General features: G+C 70.7%; 14 protein-coding genes. 11 read left to right on the forward strand and 3 right to left on the reverse strand.

Features of this window, described 5'->3' with window-relative positions:
• Nucleotides 1-469 precede the first annotated feature (469 nt).
• The 9 genes from ACIP89_RS05810 (at nucleotide 470) to ACIP89_RS05850 (ending at nucleotide 9978) form a co-directional block, all read left to right on the forward strand.
• On the forward strand, nucleotides 470-1798 hold the full coding sequence (locus tag ACIP89_RS05810) for an extracellular solute-binding protein (RefSeq protein ID WP_402113213.1): 1329 nt from the start codon (nucleotides 470-472) through the stop codon (nucleotides 1796-1798).
• Complete coding sequence (locus ACIP89_RS05815; protein WP_402113216.1) at nucleotides 1795-2766, forward strand: carbohydrate ABC transporter permease; 972 nt, start codon at nucleotides 1795-1797, stop codon at nucleotides 2764-2766. Before ACIP89_RS05810 ends, ACIP89_RS05815 begins: the two co-directional genes overlap by 4 nt.
• Entirely contained in the window at nucleotides 2763-3629 is an 867-nt protein-coding gene (locus ACIP89_RS05820) for a carbohydrate ABC transporter permease (RefSeq protein ID WP_402113219.1), read from the forward strand. The genes ACIP89_RS05815 and ACIP89_RS05820 overlap by 4 nt, the downstream gene beginning before the upstream one ends.
• Nucleotides 3630-3685: 56 nt before the next feature.
• Nucleotides 3686-5002, forward strand: a complete 1317-nt coding sequence (locus ACIP89_RS05825; RefSeq protein ID WP_402113222.1) for an alpha-L-fucosidase — start codon at nucleotides 3686-3688, stop codon at nucleotides 5000-5002.
• Between the two features lie 65 nt (nucleotides 5003-5067).
• Nucleotides 5068-6501 (forward strand): polysaccharide lyase 6 family protein, encoded by a 1434-nt coding sequence (locus ACIP89_RS05830; RefSeq protein ID WP_402113225.1) that lies wholly within the window; start codon nucleotides 5068-5070, stop codon nucleotides 6499-6501.
• Between the two features lie 32 nt (nucleotides 6502-6533).
• Nucleotides 6534-7961 carry a polysaccharide lyase 6 family protein gene (locus tag ACIP89_RS05835; RefSeq protein WP_401925658.1) on the forward strand — a complete coding sequence of 476 codons (1428 nt, stop codon included), beginning with the start codon at nucleotides 6534-6536 and terminating at the stop codon, nucleotides 7959-7961.
• A gap of 102 nt (nucleotides 7962-8063) precedes the next feature.
• Nucleotides 8064-8852 (forward strand): sugar phosphate isomerase/epimerase family protein, encoded by a 789-nt coding sequence (locus tag ACIP89_RS05840; RefSeq protein WP_402113227.1) that lies wholly within the window; start codon nucleotides 8064-8066, stop codon nucleotides 8850-8852.
• A gap of 73 nt (nucleotides 8853-8925) precedes the next feature.
• Nucleotides 8926-9570: an SGNH/GDSL hydrolase family protein gene (locus ACIP89_RS05845; protein ID WP_402113230.1), complete on the forward strand. Its 645-nt coding sequence runs from the start codon at nucleotides 8926-8928 to the stop codon at nucleotides 9568-9570.
• Between the two features lie 45 nt (nucleotides 9571-9615).
• The gene (locus tag ACIP89_RS05850) at nucleotides 9616-9978 is read left to right on the forward strand and encodes a cupin domain-containing protein (RefSeq protein ID WP_371628848.1); all 363 of its coding nucleotides are present in this window, start codon (nucleotides 9616-9618) and stop codon (nucleotides 9976-9978) included.
• Nucleotides 9979-10073: 95 nt separating this feature from the next.
• Here ACIP89_RS05850 and ACIP89_RS05855 read toward each other — a convergent pair whose 3' ends face one another.
• The 3 genes from ACIP89_RS05855 to ACIP89_RS05865 form a co-directional block, all read right to left on the reverse strand.
• The gene (locus ACIP89_RS05855; RefSeq protein ID WP_402113232.1) at nucleotides 10074-11372 is read right to left on the reverse strand and encodes an MFS transporter; all 1299 of its coding nucleotides are present in this window, start codon (nucleotides 11370-11372) and stop codon (nucleotides 10074-10076) included.
• Between the two features lie 58 nt (nucleotides 11373-11430).
• Nucleotides 11431-11979 (reverse strand): methylated-DNA--[protein]-cysteine S-methyltransferase, encoded by a 549-nt coding sequence (locus ACIP89_RS05860; protein WP_402113234.1) that lies wholly within the window; start codon nucleotides 11977-11979, stop codon nucleotides 11431-11433.
• A 112-nt stretch (nucleotides 11980-12091) separates the two neighbouring features.
• Nucleotides 12092-13051 (reverse strand): glycerophosphodiester phosphodiesterase, encoded by a 960-nt coding sequence (locus ACIP89_RS05865; protein WP_401925670.1) that lies wholly within the window; start codon nucleotides 13049-13051, stop codon nucleotides 12092-12094.
• Nucleotides 13052-13275: 224 nt separating this feature from the next.
• Between ACIP89_RS05865 and ACIP89_RS05870 the strand changes: the two genes are divergently transcribed.
• Both ACIP89_RS05870 and uvrB read left to right on the forward strand, forming a co-directional pair.
• Complete coding sequence (locus ACIP89_RS05870) at nucleotides 13276-14151, forward strand: MHYT domain-containing protein (protein WP_401923224.1); 876 nt, start codon at nucleotides 13276-13278, stop codon at nucleotides 14149-14151.
• A 38-nt stretch (nucleotides 14152-14189) separates the two neighbouring features.
• Nucleotides 14190-16307, forward strand: coding sequence for an excinuclease ABC subunit UvrB (gene uvrB, locus ACIP89_RS05875; protein ID WP_401923226.1), 2118 nt, complete (start codon nucleotides 14190-14192; stop codon nucleotides 16305-16307).
• Nucleotides 16308-16432: the final 125 nt, after the last annotated feature.

Raw genomic sequence — 16432 nt, forward strand, 5'->3', positions numbered from 1 at the left:
TCTGGCTCCTCGGCCTGTCGGGTGCCGGGCGGGCGGGCGGCCGCCCGGCTCGGATCTGTGGGTGAACGCCTGACTGGATGTCGTGCGTTGGTGTGGCGTTTTCTGGTTCTCAGGTCGGATGACTCGCAGGGGACGATACATCCGATCACTGGAATGTCCTCGGGTGCGGGTCGGATGTCCAGACCCTGTTGTCCGGCAGTTTCTGCCGCGACCCGCGCGTGCCCGGATCGCGAGAGTCGTCCGTGTGGATTACTGAACTGGCCGGGTATCAGGCGATTTCTGAAGGTGATATCCCCCTCGCGCGTTCCGGATTGCCGGAAGCGCACCCAGGAGGCCGTTCGGTTGCCGCTGTGCCGGTCCGTCGGAACTTTTTGTATTCATCGGAGTATTGACCGCTGAATCCCACCCCGTTAACGTCCCAGAAAGCGCTTTCCAGGCCAACTGTGATGCGGCGAAAACAGGAGTTGTGATGCAGAGATCGCGATGGATCGGTGCGGGTGTCCTCGCCTCGACACTGGTCCTCACCAGCTGTTCGTCCGGGCCTGCGGGAGTGGATGCCAAGCAGGACCCCAAGGCGCCGCTGGAGCTCTGGACCAGGACGACACCGGGCGGACCTGGGGAGCAGGGCGCGCTCAAGCTCGCCACCGCCTTCGAGAAGAAGACGGGCTACAAGGTCGAGGTCACGGCCATCTTCGACGACTTCGAGACCAAGCTCCAGCAGCGGGCCGCCCAGAAGAACCTGCCCGACATCGTCATGAACGACGTGACCCAGCTCGGGGCCATGCACAGCCAGGGCCTGCTCCGGGAGATCGACCTGGACAAGATCGAGAACAGCGGGGAGATCATCGGGCAGGGGCTGGACTCCGGGAAGGCCGTGGACGGCAAGCAGTACGGACTGCCGTACTCGGCGCAGGCGTCCGCGCTGCTCATCCGCAAGGACTGGCGGCAGAAGCTGAAGCTCGACACCCCTCGGAACTGGGACGACTTCGCCGCGATGGCCAAGGCCTTCACCACCCGGGACCCGGACGGCGACGGCAAGCGGAACACCGCCGGGCTCGCCGCCCCGCTGTCCACCAAACGCGGCTACGCCTCCTGGTACTTCTCTAACTTCCTCTGGGCCGCGGGCGGCGACTTCATCACCGAGACCGGCAAGGGGACGTACAAGCCGGCCTCGGCCACGAGGGCATCGGTCGAGGCCATGCAGTGGTTCCGCGACCTGGGCTGCGAGGACAAGGCCATCCAGCCCGGCGCCGTGACCATGGACACCCCGCCGACGAACGAGACGTTCGAGGCGGGCCGGACCGGCATGTTCGTCGTCGGCCCGTACCTGCTGCCGCGCTTCGACGAGACCCTCGGCAAGGACAAGTACGAGGTCGTACCGATGCCCAAGGGCCCGAAGGACGCCACCGTTCTCGCGGAGGGCGGTTCCGTCTATCTGATGGCCGGCTCCGCCAACCAGGCCGGCCAGGACGCCTTCGCCGGCTTCGCCGTCTCCGCGGCGGGCCAGAAGACCGGGATGGAGGGCGAGACCGGCTACACCGTGCAGCTCCCCGTCAACAAGACGGTGGACATCTCCCAGGTGCGGCCCGACCCCCGCTGGAAGACCTACGCCCAGGCGTACCAGGACTCCGGGCGGTACGCGCCGTCCATCCCGAACTGGACCCCGGTGCGGCAGGCGACGGCGGACACCGTGAACGCGCTCATGGCGGACTGCGGCCTCGACACCGGGGCCGAGCTCCGTGAGCTCGACAAGCAGCTCGCCGTGATCCTCAAGGAGCAGGGGATCGCCGCGTCATGAGCCTCGACCAGGCGACACCGGCCGCCCCTGCGGCAGTCGGCCCCTCCCCGCGGAAACCGGGCCGCGGGGACGGCGGGGCCACCGGCCTCCTGGGGCGCGGCCGCAGATCGGGCCGGTGGTGGACGCCCTGGCTGTTCCTCGCCCCCGCGCTGCTTCTCTTCCTGTACTTCAAGTTCATCCCCATGGCCAACGCGCTGACCATGTCCTTCCAGGAGGTTCAGCCCTACCTGGGGAACAAGTGGGTCGGCACGGACAACTACGCCACGGTGCTCCAGTCCCACGGATTCCGCACGGCCGCGTGGCACACCGTCGTACTGGCCGCCGGGCAGACCGCCGGCTCGATGGCGCTCGGTCTCGCCCTCGCCCTGCTGATGGAGGGGCAGAGCCGCCGGCTGAAGGTCGTGCGCTCCGCGGCGTTCCTCCCGGTGGTGGTGCCGCTCGCGGTCGTCGCCGAACTCTGGCGGATCATGTACCACCCGACCGGCGACGGCATGCTCAACTCCCTGCTCGCAATGGTGGGGATGGGGCCCTCGGGGTTCATCAACGACCCCGACACGTCGATGGCCTCCATCATGCTCACCGGCGTCTGGCGGGGCGCCCCCTACGACATGATGATCATCCTCGCCGGTCTGACGAGCGTGGACCGCGGCCTGTACGAGGCCGCGAAGGTCGACGGCGCGTCCAGGTGGCAGCGGGTGTGGCACGTGGCCGTGCCCGGACTGCGGTCGGTGTTCTCGATCCTGTTCATCCTCGCCGCGATCCGCGGACTGCGGGTGTTCACCGAGGTGTTCCTGCTCACCAACGGCGGGCCCGACGGTTCCACCGAGGTCGTCATGACCCTCATCTACAAGCTCGGCCTCGAACAGAACCGGCTCGGGGTGGGAGCGGCGGGAGCGGTCCTGCTGTTCGCCGCGACGCTGGTCCTGACCGTCGTCGTCCAACTGCTGCGGCGGAGGGAAAGCAAGTGAGTGAGCGGACCGAGACCGCGCTCGGACTGACCGAGAGCCGCACCCTCGGCGGCCGGATCCTGCGGAACGTCGTCCACCTGCTGGTCCTGATCATCTTCGCGGGGCCCCTGCTCGCCCTGCTCGTCAGCGCCTTCGGACACGTCAAGGACCCGACGCAGCTGAGCATCATCCCCTCCGGCGTCACCCTGGACAACTTCAGGATCGCCTTCGACCAGGGGGTGCTCACGTACCTGCTGAACTCGTTCTTCGTGGTCGGCGGCGGGCTGCTGCTCCAGGTGGCCGTCTCCGTCCTGGCCGGGTACGCGCTGGCCAGGAAGGTGTTCCCCGGGATGACGCTGGTGCTCGTAGCCGTCCTGGCGACGCTGATGCTGCCCGAGGAGATCCTGGCCCTCCCGCTGTCCCTGATCCTCTCCGATCTGCCGGTCGTCCACTTCAACCTCATCGGCACGCTGGCCGGAATGATCGTCCCGCTGGGCGCCTGGGGGTTCTCCATCCTGGTGATGACGGAGTTCATGAAGGACGTGCCGCGCGAACTCGAAGAGGCCGCCCGCATCGACGGGGCCGGAGACCTGCGGATCTTCGCCCAGATCATCCTGCCGATGTGCAAGCCCGCGCTCGGCGTCATCGGGGTCTTCGGCTTCACCATGATCTGGGACCAGTACCTGCTGCCCCTCCTCGTCTCCACCGACTCCTCCTCGTACACGCTCCCGCTGGCGCTGCGGACCCTGCGGATCGACCCCTCGGTCACCCCCGGAGTGGTGATGGCCGCCTCGCTGCTGGCCCTGCTGCCCTCCGTGATCGTCTTCCTGTTCTTCCAGCGGTCCTTCGTGAGCGGTCTGTCCTCCGGCGCGCTGAAGGGCTGACCCCGCCGTCTCCTCCGCCCCACCCGCACCCACACCCCCGCAAGGAGCGCACCCCCATGACCCCGTCCGTGAGCCCGGCTCCCGCAGGAGCCCCGGAGACGACCTGGTTCACCGAAGCCCGGTTCGGCATGTTCGTGCACTGGGGCCTGTACTCCCTGGCCGCGCGGCACGAGTGGGTCAAGAACCGGGAGAAGCTGACCGACGAGCAGTACCAGGTCTACTTCGACCACTTCGCCCCCGACCGCTACGACCCGGTCCGGTGGGCCAGGGCCGCCAAGGCGGCCGGCATGCGCTACGTCGTCCTGACCACCAAGCACCACGACGGCTTCTGCCTCTGGGACAGCGCCCTCACCGAGTACAAGGTCACCAACACCCCGCACGGCCGCGACCTCGTCGGCCCGTTCGTCCGGGCGTGCCGCGCCGAGGGGCTCAAGGTCGGCCTCTACTACTCGCTGATCGACTGGCACCACCCGTCCTTCCCGGTGGACGGCACCCACCCGCAGCGTGACGACGAGGAGTTCAAGGCCGCCCACGCCGGCCGGGACATCCGCGACTACCAGCGCTACCTGCACGGACAGGTCCGTGAACTGCTGACGTCGTTCGGCCGCGTCGACTACCTCTTCTTCGACTTCTCCTACGCCGGGCGCACCTGGTGGGGCGGCAAGGGGCCGGACGACTGGGACTCCCCGAAGCTCCTGGAGACGATCCGGGAACTCCAGCCGCACGTCCTGGTCAACGACCGGACCGGACTGCCCGGGGACTTCGTGACCCCCGAGCAGTACCAGCCCTCGGGGCCGATGACGGAGGACGGGCGCCCCGTCCTCTGGGAGGCCTGTCAGACCCTCAACGGGAGCTGGGGCTACGACCGCGACAACCTCGACCACAAGAGCGCCGACCTGCTGATCCGGATGCTCGTCGACGGGGTGTCCAAGGGCGGCAACCTGCTGCTCAACGTGGGGCCCGACGGCCGCGGCGAACTCGACCCGCGCGACGTGGCGATCCTCGGCGAGATCGGCCGCTGGACGGAACTGCACGAGCGCTCGGTCCGCGGCTGCGGCCCGTCCCCGTACACCGCCCCCGCCGAATGCCGCTACACCCAGCGCGGCGACCGGCTCTACGTCCACCTGTTCGCCTGGCCGCCGCGCCACCTGCACCTGCCGGGCCTCGCGGGCCGGGTGCGGTACGCCCAGCTGCTGAACGACGCGTCCGAGATCATCCCGGTCCACATCGACCCCGACCGCCCCGCCGTCAACACCGAGATGGGCGGTCAGCCCGCCGGAACGCTCACGCTCCGGATCCCGGTGCGCCGCCCCGACACCCCCGTCCCCGTCATCGAGCTGTTCCTGGACACCCCGCTCCCTGACCCGGCCTGATCCGAACGAGAGGCCCTGGGGCCGAGATCCGGGCCCCGATCCACCACTCACTCACGGGAGGCACCATGCAACGCCGCACGTTCCTCATGAGCACCGCGGCAGGGGCGGCACTGGCCGCCGCCCCCGTCGGCGGCCGGCCGACCGCGAGCGCGGCCCCGGCCCCGGCGACCGTCCGCACCCTGGGCGAGCTCCAGGCCGCGATCGACCGGGCCCGGCCCGGCGCCCGGATCGTCGTGGCCGACGGGACCTACACCGTCCCGCCGGACAGCCCCCTCACCATCCGCGACAAGCGGGGCACCGGCCGCGCGCCCGTGACCATCGCCGCGCAGAGCCGGGGCGGCGTCATCCTGGAGGGCGAGCACAGCTTCGTCCTCCAGGCGTCCCACCACATCACCCTCAGCGGCTTCTCCTTCCGCCAGAGCAGCACCCTGGACCTCCCCCCGGACTGCTCGCACATCAGGCTGACCCGCAACGATCTCCAACTGGCCGACATCGAGGGCCTGCACTGGGTGATGGTGCGCGCGGACGACAGCACCGTCGACCACAACCACTTCCACGGCAAGAGCACTCTCGGCATCTACCTCGGCATCGAGGGCGCCGGCACGGACGGGATGGCCCAGCGCGTCCACGTGTACCGCAACTACTTCTCCGACCACACCTTCGCCGGCTCCAACGGCGGCGAACCGATCCGGCTCGGCGTCAGCCCCCGCGCACTGTCCGGCGCCCACGCGGTCGTGGAGTACAACCTGTTCGAGCGCGCGAACGGAGACCCCGAGGCGATCTCGGTGAAGAGCTCCGACAACACCATCCGGTACAACACCATCCGCGACAGCCTGGGCGGCATCGTCCTGCGGCACGGCAACCGCAACCGGGTGGAGGCCAACCACCTCGTGGACGGCCAGGAGGGGGTACGGATCTACGGGAACGACCACGTGATCGTCAACAACTACCTGGCCGGCCTGTCCGGGCGCGCCCTGGTGATCGGCAGCGGTTCCGAGCGCGACCACCTGCCCGGCGAGCCGCCCGGATCGCGCACCGGCAACGACGCCCCGGACCGGGTCCTCATCGCGTACAACACCCTGGTCGGCAACCACGGCACGCTCTCCGGCGAGCCCCAGCGCCCGCACGAGCCGAGGGACGTCACCGTCGCGGACAACCTGCTCGTCGGTGACACCGGCAGCCTCGTCGAGATGGCGAACACCGTGCGCTTCACCTGGTCGGGCAACCTCCTGTGGGGCGCCGCCGCCGACGGCAACATCCCGGCCGGCGGCGGTACCCGCGCCGACCCCCGCCTGGTGACGGACCCCTACGGCATCGCGCGGCCGGCCGCCGACAGCCCCGCGATCGGCGCGGGCACGCTCCGGTGGCCGCCCGTCACCCACGACATCGACGGTCAGCCGCGCGGCCGCACCCGCGACGTGGGCGCCGACGAACACTCCCGCCGGGCTTCCGGCCGCGCACCCCTGACCCCGGCAGACGTCGGCCCGCACGCCGGCTGACCGGACCCGCCCGCATCGACACAGGAGGCACCATGCAACGCCGCACATTCCTCAGGAGCACCGCCGTGGCGGCCCTCGCCGCCGTACCGCTGACCACCTCACTGTCGGGCAGCGCGTCGGCCGCCGACATCCCGGTCGCCACCCTCGCCCAGCTCCAGAGCGCCATCAACAGCGCCGCGCCCGGGGACCGGATCGTCGTCGCCGACGGCACCTACACGGTCCCGCCGGGGAGCGCGATCAGCATCTCCGGCAAGAACGGCACCGCCGCCGCGCAGATCACCATCGTCTCGAAGACCCGCGGCGGTGCCGTCCTGCGCGGCGAACGCGGCTTCGTGCTCAGCGATTCGAGCAACATCACCCTCAGCGGCTTCTCCTTCCGGCAGAGCACCACGATGGAGCTCCCGGCGGACTGCTCGGCGATCCGGCTGACCCGCAACGACTTCCAGCTCGCGGACGCCGGCGATCCGTACTGGCTCGTCGTGCGGGCGGACGACTCGAAGATCGACCGGAACCACTTCCACAACAAGACCACCGCGGGCATCTTCATCGTCGTGGACGGCACGGGCAAGACCGCCATGGCCCAGAACCTGCACATCTTCCGCAACCACTTCTCCGACCACAGCTTCACCGGCGCCAACGGCGGCGAGCCGATCCGCCTCGGCGTCAGCGGCCGGGCCCTGTCCGACGCCAACGCGGTCGTGGAGTACAACCTGTTCGAGCGCTGCGACGGCGACCCCGAGGCCATCTCCGTGAAGTCGTCGAAGAACACCATCAGGTACAACACCATCCGCGACAGCCGCGGCGGCATCGTGCTGCGCCACGGCAACCGTTCCGTGGTGGAGGGCAACCACCTGATCGACGGCATCGACGGGGTGCGCGTCTACGGCAACGACCACCGGATCGTCAACAACTACCTCAGCGGGCTGTCCGGCCGGGCCCTGGTGATCGGCAGCGGCACCACCCGTGACCACAACTCCGGCGAGACACCGGACGAGCGGACGGGGAACGACGCCTGCGACCGCGCGGTGATCGTGCACAACTCCCTGATCAACAACGCCGGATCGCTCTCCGGCGAGACCCGGGCGTACGAGCCGAGGGACGTGACCGTGGCCGACAACCTGCTGGTCGGTGACGCCGGCAGCCTCGTCGCGATGGGGGCCACCACCGGCTTCACCTGGCAGAGCAACCTGCTGTGGGGCGCGGCCGCGAACGGCAACATCCCCGCGGGGGGCTTCACCCGGGCAAACCCGCTGCTCAGCCAGGGCGCGGACGGTGTCCTGCGGCTCTCGTCGGGCAGCCCGGCGATCGGCGCCGCCACCCTGGCGGGGGCCGCCGTCGCCGACGACATCGACGGCGACCAGCGCGGCAGCGTACGGGACATCGGCGCCGACGAGTACGCGACAGCGCCCGCGCTCCGGCACCCGCTCACCGCCGCCGACGTGGGCCCGAACGCCGCCTGAACGACACGGTGACGGGGAACCGCCCGGTCCGGTTCGTGCGGTCCGCCCGCCCCGTCCGGGCGGACCGCACGAAGAGCGCACCCACCACGGGAAGGCAGTGACATGACCGACGAGAGCAGCCGGAACGCGGCGGGAGGAGCCAGGCTCGGGCTGTGCTCGGTCACCTTCCGTCGGCTGCCCGCCGCCGAGGTCGCGCGCCGCGCGGCGGAGACGGGCCTGGAGGTGGTCGAGTGGGGCGCCGACGTACACGCGCCCGCGGCACAGCCCGACACCGTCCGCGCGGTCCGCGAGGCCACCGAGCGGTACGGCATGGCCTGTTGCTCGTACGGCTCGTACTTCCGTGCCACCCCGGGCGAACTGGCGGGATTCCCCGCCGTCGCCCGCGCGGCGGTGCTTCTCGGGGCGCCACGCGTACGGGTGTGGGCGGGCGCGGCCGGATCGCGGTCAGCGCTGCCCGGGGAGCGGCAGGAGACCGTGCGCTGTCTGCGGGAGGCGGCGCGGATCGCCGCGGACCACGGACTGCTGCTCGCGCCCGAGTTCCACGGGGGAACGCTCACCGACACCGTCGCCTCGACCGTCCGGCTGCTGGACGAGGTGGGCGCGGACAACGTCCGCACGTACTGGCAGCCGCCGCTCGACGCCCCGGACGAGGAGGCGCTGGCGGGGCTCGCGGAGCTGGCGGACCGGGTCTGCGCGGTGCACGCCTTCTCCTGGTGGCCGGGCAACAACCGGCTGCCGCTGGCGGACCGTACGCGGCTGTGGGCCGCCGCACTCCGCCTGCTGGACGGCCGGGACGCCGAGGCGCTCCTGGAGTTCGTGCCCGGCGACGATCCCGAGGTGCTCGCGCGGGAGGCCGCGGCACTGAGGGAGTTCGCGGGCCGGACCGCGTAGGGCCGAACATGGTCGGCTGAACCCCGAAGGCCGCGAGGGGCGTCTCGACGCCCCCGACGTCAGAATGGCAGACATGCGCATCAGACACGACGACACGCTCCTGTTCATCGGAGACTCCATCACCGACGCGGGCCGCGACCGCGCGGACGCCGCATCGCTCGGCGCGGGTTACGTCCACGAGATCGCGCGGACCCTGCGCGACCGGGCGGCCGAAGGACCCGGGCCCCGTGTCATCAACAGGGGGATCAGCGGCAATCGTGTCTACGACCTCGAAACCCGCTGGACCACCGATGTCATCGATCACCGGCCCACCGTGGTCACCGTGAAGATCGGCATCAACGACACCTGGCGGCACTACGACAGCGGACTGGCCAGTCCGGTCGACGTGTTCGAGGCCTGCCTCGACGGCCTGCTCGCGGACACCGCACGCGGGCTGCCCGCACGGCTGGTCGTCATCACCCCGTTCCTGCTCCCGGTCGCGCCGGAGCAGGAGAGCTGGTTCGAGGACCTGGCTCCGCGCACCGACGCCGTCCTGCGGGCAGCCGCCAACAACGGTGCCCAGGTGGTCCGGGCCGACCACGTGATGGCCCGCGCGGTGCGGGAGCGCACACCGGCGGAGCTGGCCCGGGACGGCGTCCACCCGACCCCGCTCGGGCACCGGCTGATCGCCGACGCCTGGCTGGCCGTGGTCGACCCCGCCGCCGGCCCGCGCGGTTAGGGGGTAGCACGGGACGCTCATGGGCGGTCGCTAGAGTGACCGCCCATGACCACAATTGATCAAGCTCCCGCCTCTTTTGCCGTGCATATTCCGGACGCCGTGCTCGAACCGGAACCGCTCGATCCCGCGCAGATCGTGTCGGGCGACCCGCAGGTCACCGGCAAGGTGCTGTGGGAGTCGGCCGACGGAAAGCAGCTGCGCGGGATCTGGCAGATCACGCCCGGCGTGGTCACGGACACCGAGGCCAACGAGCTGTTCGTGGTGGTCAGCGGGCGCGCGACCGTGGCGGTCGAGGGCGGCGCGACACTGGAGCTCGGACCGGGCGACGCCTGCGTGCTGCGCGAGGGCGACCGTACGACGTGGACCGTGCACGAGACGCTGCGCAAGGCCTACCACATCACCCTCTGAGGCTTGGTGGCCCGGAGGCCGGTGGCCCGAAGGCCCGGTGGCCCGATGGCCCGGAGGCCCGGAAGTCCGGAGGCCCGCGGGTGTCCCGTCGGGGTTCAGGCCTCGGTGGGGCGGGTGAGGGACCGGCGCAGGGCCAGCGCGGCCATCGGCAGCAGCAGGCAGGCGCCGGTGAGGTTCAGCCAGCCGTAGCTCGCCCGGGAGACGATGACCCCGGCGACCGCGCCGCCGATGCCCGCGGAGGCGTTCATGGTCAGGTCCGACAGGCCCTGTACGGCGGCGCGGGCGGGCTGCGGTACGGAGTCGGTGAGCAGTGCGGAACCGGCGATCAGCCCTGCGGACCAGCCGAGCCCGAGCACGAAGAGACCGGCCGCGGTCCTGCCGTGAGCGGCGCCCGCGGTGCCGGCCAGCAGTGCGGCCAGGGAGAGCAGCCCGACGGCCAGGCCGATGACGGCGAGCCGGCCGAAGCGGTCCGACAGCCGGCCCATCACCGGCGAGAACGCGTACATCCCCGCGATGTGACCGCTGATCACCAGGCCCACCAGCTGGAGGTCCGCGCCGTGGTGGCCCAGGTCGATCGGGGTCATCACCATGATCGAGACCATCGCGGTGTGCGAGACGGCGACGGTCACCAGGGCCAGCCGGGCCATCGGTGACGCCCGCACGGCCGCGACGCCCGCACGCAGGGAACGGTTCCCGGCCGCACCGCTCTCCCGTGGGGCCAGCGCGCGTGCCGTGAGCAGCGGGTCGGGCCGCAGCAGAACCGCGATCACGAGGGCGGCGAGGAGGAAGATGCCGGCCGCCCAGACGAACGGCCCGGCCGTCTCGGACACGGCGGTGCCGCGGAAGACCCGGCCCGCCGGAGCCGCGATGTTGGGCCCCGCGACCGAGCCGATCGTGGTGGCCCAGACGACGGTCGAGATCGCCCGGCCGCGCCGCTCGGGCTCGGCCAGATCCGCCGCGGCGAAGCGCGCCTGCAGATTGGCGGAGGAGCCCGCGCCGAACGCGGCCATCCCGAGGAGCAGCAGCGGAAAGCTCTCCACCAGGGTGGCCAGCACCACCAGGCCGGCCCCGAGCGCCCCGATCAGATACGCGAGTACGAGACCGGGGCGACGGCCGCGCGAGGTCATCAGCGCGGCCAGCGGCAGCGACAGCAGGGCCGTGCCCGTCACCGACGCGGTGGGCGCGAGGCCCGACAGCGCCTCCGATCCGCTGACCTGCGTCGCCAGCACGGGGGCCAGGGCGATGCCGACGGGCACGCCGAGGCCGCCGAGTATCTGGCCGGCGATCAGGACGGCGGTCGTCCTGCGCCGGAGCCCCGGCAGGTCGGCCGCGGTGACCCGCTCGGTGGGAGCGGGGCCGCCAGGGGTGTCGGACGCGTCGAGGGTGATGGTCACCGAGGCAGTGTGCCAGCCCGAATTCCGGTGCGAGAACGGGAATGGGGGCCGGCCGCTGCTATGGCTGGAACAGCGGCTGCGGCAGCACGCCCTCCAGCGCCAGCAGCTGCCGTTTCGTCTCAAGACCGCCGCCGAAGCCGCCGATCCCGCCGTCGCGCTCCACCACCCGGTGGCAGGGCACCACGACCGGCAGCGGATTGGACCCCATGGCCGCCCCGACCGCCTGGGCCGCCCCGGGCTGACCGACCCGCTCCGCCAGCTCCCCGTAACCGGCGACCGCGCCGTACGGCACACCGGCCGCCAGCTCACGGAGCACCTGGCGGTTGAAACCGCCCGACAGCGACCAGTCGAGATCGAGCGAGAAATCCCGCAGGATGCCCGCGAAATACGCCGCGAGCTGGCGTATCGGCTCGGCCAGCCGGGCGGAGTCCGGCGCTTCGACCGGCTCCGCGCCGAGCCGGCTCCGCAACCGGTCCAGCGCCCTGTCCCGTACCTCCGGACTCGCGTGGAAGACCACGCTCACCAGCCCGGCACCGGTCACGGCCAGCAGCAGCGGACCGATGTCGCTCTCCACGACGGTCCACTCGACAACCCCGTTGTTGGTCATGGCACCCACCGTACGGCCGGCCACTGACAACGGTCGGTGGCCGGCCGGGGCAACGGCCCCGGAACGGTCAGCCGGCGGCCTCACGCACCGCTTCACGCACTCCCGGCGGCCCTCACATGCCCCCGGCGGCCTCGCGGGCCCCGGTGGCCGCGCGGACCACGTCCGGCGCGTTGGTGATGATGCCGTCCACGCCGTAGCCGGCCACCCGGAGCGCGCGCGCCGCGTCGTTGACCGTCCACGTGTCGACCTGGAGCCTTTCGCGGTGCGGCCCCTTGAGCGCGTGCACCGCCGCGACGTACTCGCCGGAGACCGAGGTGTACTCCGGGTTGATCCGGTCGGTGAACTCGGCGTACGCGGGCAGCTCGGCGACGGCCGGGGCGCCCAGGAAGCCCGTGATGACGTCCGGGCGCTGCTTGTGCACCGTGCGCACGCTGTCCGCGCCGAAGCTCTGGATCACGAGGCGGTCGCGGACATGACCGGTGTCCAGCCACCCCTCTTGGTCCAGCACCTGAAGGGCCGCCCGCTCGATCCCGGGGTAGGTCTCGGGGCTCTTGATCTCCATGAGCAGGCTCTGGTGGTTGTGCTCGACGCGCTCCAGGTACTGCCGGAGCGTGGGCACCCGGGTACCGGCGTACCGCGCACCGAACCAGCTCCCCGCGTCCAGCCGGGCGATCTCGGCGGCCGTGAAGTCCTTGACCGCCCAGGGCGCGCGGTCCGGGAAGACCTCCTCGGCGTCGGTGGTCCGCTTCAGACCGGTGTCGTGGATGACGACGAGAACGCCGTCCTTGGTGAACTGGATGTCGTTCTCCACCCACTCGAAGCCGAGCGCGTGGGCCCTGTCCACGGCCGCGAGGGTGTTCTCGGGGGCGTAGGCCGACGCGCCCCGGTGGGAGATGACGAGCGGGGCGCCGGCCGGGGCGGTGGCGGCGCGGGTCACCGGCACGGCGTGCCCGGCGGCAGCGGCGGTGGTGTCCGGGACGGGGGCGTCGGTGTTCGACAGCAGGAACGTGCCGGCGGCCAGCAGGGCGGCGGCAGCGACGGAGGCGGTGGCGGTAGCGGTGCCTGCGTGCACGTGGACTCCTTGCGTGGGGTACGGAGCGTCGGAGTTGCGGACGGCCCGAGCGTCGCAGCCGCCGCCGAACAGGGGAGAGTCGAAGGGTGGCCACCGTGTGAACGGCCCCCGGGGACCGCGTCATGAACCGGTGCCCCTGTCGATAAAGTGCAGTTCTTCTGTTTGTTTGCCGGGCCTCGCGCCTTAGGGTCGTCCGCACCCGGGCTTCTGCGAAGGACGTGTGTATGCAGGGCACAATCGACGGTTTCAGCTATGGGGCGGTGACCCCCGTCGCGGCGTTCCTCATGGCCTGCCTCGGCGCGGCACTCGGTCTGCGCTGCACCACCCGGTCACTGCGCACGGAACGTTCCTTCAAGGCCGGCTGGCTGGCTCTCGGTGCGACTTCCATAGGCTCCGGAATCTGGACGATGCACTTCATAGCGATGATGGGTTTCTCCGTCGAGGAGGTGCCGATCGGCTACGACAAGCCGATCACCTTCGCCAGCCTCGCCGTCGCGATCGTCGTGGTCGGTGTCGGGATCTTCCTGGTCGGGTACCGGGGCGCCACCCCGATGGCGCTGGTGACGGGCGGCACGATCACCGGACTCGGCGTGGCCACCATGCATTACCTCGGCATGGCCGGGATGCGACTTGATGGGCAGTTCGAGTACGACACGATCACCGTGACGCTCTCCGTGGTCATCGCCGTGTCGGCCTCGACCGCCGCGCTCTGGGCCGCCGTCTCCATCCACGGCTTCCTGCCCAGCCTCGGTGCCGCCGTCGTGATGGGCGTCGCGGTCAGCGGGATGCACTACACGGGCATGGCGGCGCTCCGGGTCCACCTGCACGCGGCCGCCGTCACCGGCTCCGGCGGGGGCGACACCCCGACCGGCCTCCTCGTGCCCATGCTGATCGGCCCGGCCTGCTTCCTGCTGGTCGCCGGGGTCGTCGTGATGTTCGACCCGCTGGTGGTGATGGGCACCCCGGACTGGGAGGACGCCGCGGCCGGACGGGCCCTCGGCATCCCCGCCCAGCGCCAGGTGCCCCGGTTCGGCACCCACGCCGACCCGGCGTCCTTCCACTCGCAGCGGCGCGATCCCGTCGAGCACCACGACCGCTGACCCGCCCCGTTGTCAGTGGAGGGTCGTACGGTGGTTGCATGCGGCCAGTCTCGAAGATCGAACGTTCGGTGGCGCCTTTCGAGGTCGTCAGTCCCTACCAGCCCAGCGGCGACCAGCCGACGGCCATCGCCGAGCTGGAGCGGCGCGTCAGGGCGGGTGAGAAGGATGTCGTGCTGCTCGGCGCGACCGGCACCGGAAAGTCGGCGACCACCGCCTGGATGATCGAGAAGCTGCAGCGCCCCACCCTGGTGATGGCGCCGAACAAGACCCTCGCCGCCCAGCTCGCCAACGAATTCCGCGAGCTCCTGCCCAACAACGCCGTCGAGTACTTCGTCTCGTACTACGACTACTACCAGCCCGAGGCGTACGTCCCGCAGTCGGACACCTACATCGAGAAGGACTCCTCGATCAACGAGGAGGTCGAGCGGCTGCGCCACTCCGCGACGAACTCCCTGCTCACCCGGCGTGACGTCGTCGTGGTCGCCTCCGTCTCCTGCATCTACGGCCTCGGCACACCGCAGGAGTACGTGGACCGGATGGTCCAGCTCAAGGTGGGCGACGAGATCGACCGCGACCAGCTGCTGCGCCGCTTCGTCGAGATCCAGTACAGCCGCAACGACCTGGCGTTCACCCGCGGCAGTTTCCGGGTGCGGGGCGACACCATCGAGATCTTCCCGGTCTACGAGGAGCTCGCCGTCCGCATCGAGATGTTCGGTGACGAGATCGAGGCGCTCTCCACCCTCCACCCGCTCACCGGCGAGGTCATCAGCGAGGACGAGTCCCTCCACGTCTTCCCCGCCAGCCACTACGTGGCGGGTCCGGAGCGCCTGGAGAAGGCCGTCGGCGGCATCGAGACGGAGCTGGAGCAGCGGCTGGCCGAGCTGGAGAAGCAGGGCAAGATGCTGGAGGCCCAGCGGCTGCGGATGCGCACCACGTACGACATCGAGATGCTCCGCCAGATCGGCACCTGCTCGGGTGTCGAGAACTACTCGATGCACTTCGACGGCCGCACCCCCGGCAGCGCGCCGAACACCCTCCTGGACTACTTCCCCGAGGACTTCCTGCTCGTCCTCGACGAATCGCATGTCACCGTGCCGCAGATCGGCGCGATGTACGAGGGCGACGCCTCCCGCAAGCGGACGCTCGTCGACCACGGCTTCCGGCTGCCGTCCGCCCTGGACAACCGCCCGCTGAAGTGGGAGGAGTTCCTCAAACGGATCAACCAGACGGTCTACCTCTCCGCCACCCCCGGCAAGTACGAGCTCTCCCGCGGCGACGGCTTCGTGGAACAGATCATCCGCCCGACCGGCCTCGTGGACCCGGAGATCGTCGTCAAGCCCACAGAGGGCCAGATCGACGACCTGGTGCACGAGATCCGCAAGCGCACCGAGAAGGACGAGCGGGTCCTGGTGACCACCCTGACCAAGAAGATGTCGGAGGACCTCACCGACTACTTCCTGGAGCTCGGCATCCAGGTCCGCTACCTGCACAGCGATGTCGACACCCTGCGCCGCATCGAGCTGCTGCGCGAACTGCGCTCCGGCGAGTACGACGTCCTGGTCGGCATCAACCTCCTGCGTGAGGGCCTCGACCTGCCCGAGGTGTCGCTCGTGGCGATCCTCGACGCCGACAAGCAGGGCTTCCTGCGCTCGGGCACCTCGCTGATCCAGACCATCGGCCGTGCCGCCCGTAACGTGTCCGGGCAGGTCCATATGTACGCGGACAAGGTCACCCCGGCGATGGCGCAGGCGATCGAGGAGACCAACCGGCGCCGCGAGAAGCAGATCGCCTACAACACCGAGCGGGGAGTCGACCCGCAGCCGCTCCGCAAGAAGATCAACGACATCGTCGCGTCCATCGCCCGCGAGGAGGTCGACACCGAGCAGCTGCTCGGCACCGGCTACCGCCAGGCGAAGGGCGCCAAGGCGCCTGTGCCCACGCTGGGCATCAAGAGCGGTTCCGCGAAGACCAAGGGGGACAAGGCGGCGGTCACCGACCGCCCGGCCACCGAGCTCGCCGGGATCATCGAGGAGATGACCGACCGGATGCGCGCGGCCGCCGCGGACCTGCAGTTCGAGGTGGCCGCCCGACTGCGCGACGAGGTGGGGGAGTTGAAGAAGGAGTTGCGCCAGATGCGGGAGGCGGGCCTGGCCTGACCCCTCGGTGCGGGGGTGTGTTGCAGAAACGACACAGAACGGTCCGGACCGGATGCGCCGGCGGAGCTCATGCGTAGGGTGCTGGAAACCGCGCAAGGACGGTTTGCGGGGAAGCGGAGAGGGGA

Origin of the sequence: Streptomyces sp. NPDC088730 (genome assembly GCF_044751215.1) — a bacterium.
GTDB lineage: Bacteria > Actinomycetota > Actinomycetes > Streptomycetales > Streptomycetaceae > Streptomyces.